Source organism: Microscilla marina ATCC 23134 (assembly GCF_000169175.1).
Classification (GTDB): domain Bacteria; phylum Bacteroidota; class Bacteroidia; order Cytophagales; family Microscillaceae; genus Microscilla; species Microscilla marina.
This window is the reverse complement of sequence record NZ_AAWS01000130.1, coordinates 1-1285: the sequence shown is the minus strand read 5'-3', so window position 1 is coordinate 1285 and position 1285 is coordinate 1. Positions and strand designations below refer to the sequence as shown.

Sequence of the window (1285 nt, the reverse complement as noted above, 5' to 3'; positions counted from 1 at the left end):
GCAGAATCGTTCCCGATTTACCATCCCGGTGTTTAGCAATGATGAGTTCAGTGACTCTTCGGTAGAGTTTCCAAGGTGATCTTCGGTAACTCCGTAATAAGCTGGTCGGTAGAGAAATGCGATGGTATCGGCCGACTGCTCAATTTCTCCTGATTCCCTCAAATCGGCCATCACAGGACGTTTATCCCCTGGTCTGGTTTCTACCCCCCGGTTAAGCTGAGAGAGTGCAATGATGGGGATATCCATTTCTTTGGCGAGCGCCTTCAAATCCTTTACAATGGTGGCTACTTCCAGCTGTCGGTTTTGGCTTGCCTGACCACTATGTCCTTTCATCAACTGAAGGTAGTCAATGATTACACACTCCACCTGATGGCTAAACACCAACCGTCGTACTTTTGCTTTGAATTGTAGTAGGGATAGTTGTGGGGTGTCATCAATAAAGAGGTTAGGTTTCTGGATGAGCTTTTCTGCCTGCCTTACTTTTGGTATCTCTTCCTGGGACAGCGCTCTGTTTTTGATTCTTTTAGACGCAATGCCTGAACACATGGCAAGCAACCTGTAACCCAGCTCTCTTGCGCTCATTTCAAGTGAAAAAAAGGCCACAGGTCGCTCAAATACTTCTGCGGCATTGAGGGCAAGGTTCAGGGCAAAGGCGGTTTTACCCATCGCGGGTCGGGCTGCGAAAACGGTCAGCGTTGCTTTATCAAACCCTCCAATATGCTTATCCAGGCTATACAAACCCGATGGTATTTTGTTTTTCTGGATTCTTTGAGGGTTTGCTACATCCTCCTCAAGCGTGAGTATGTTTTCAGAGACTATTTTTGATGCCCGGCTGAACTGCTTCTTTATTCCTGTCTCGCTTAGTTGAAATACATCATTTGCCAGGTCATCTATGACCTCGAATGCATCGCTGGTGTGGTCAAAGGCCACTTTACGGATTTTGGAGCTTATCTCGATCAACCGCCGCTTTATTGCCTGTTCTACCAGAATGTGGGCATGGTACTCAATGTTGGCGGAGGAATTCACCATGGAGGTCAGCTTCATGACAAAAGTGGGACCTCCTGCCATTTCAAGTTTACCTGTTTGCCTTAGTTGCTGAGTTACTGTAAGCATATCTACTGGATTGGCTTGAGCAAACAGCTCCAGTATTGCCTGATAAACCTCCTTGTGGGCAGGCTTGTAAAAGTAATCGGGTTGCAGCAAGTCAATGACCTGCATGAAGGCAGGTTGTTCAATGAGTATCGCTCCGAGTACCGCTTCTTCTATATCGATGGCTGAGGAGAAC

At 47.0% G+C, this 1285-nt stretch carries 1 protein-coding gene; it reads right to left on the bottom strand.

What is annotated here, in order from left to right:
* The coding region (gene dnaB, locus M23134_RS37210; RefSeq protein ID WP_232296868.1) for a replicative DNA helicase at positions 1 to 1285 on the bottom strand (1285 nt) is incomplete at both ends.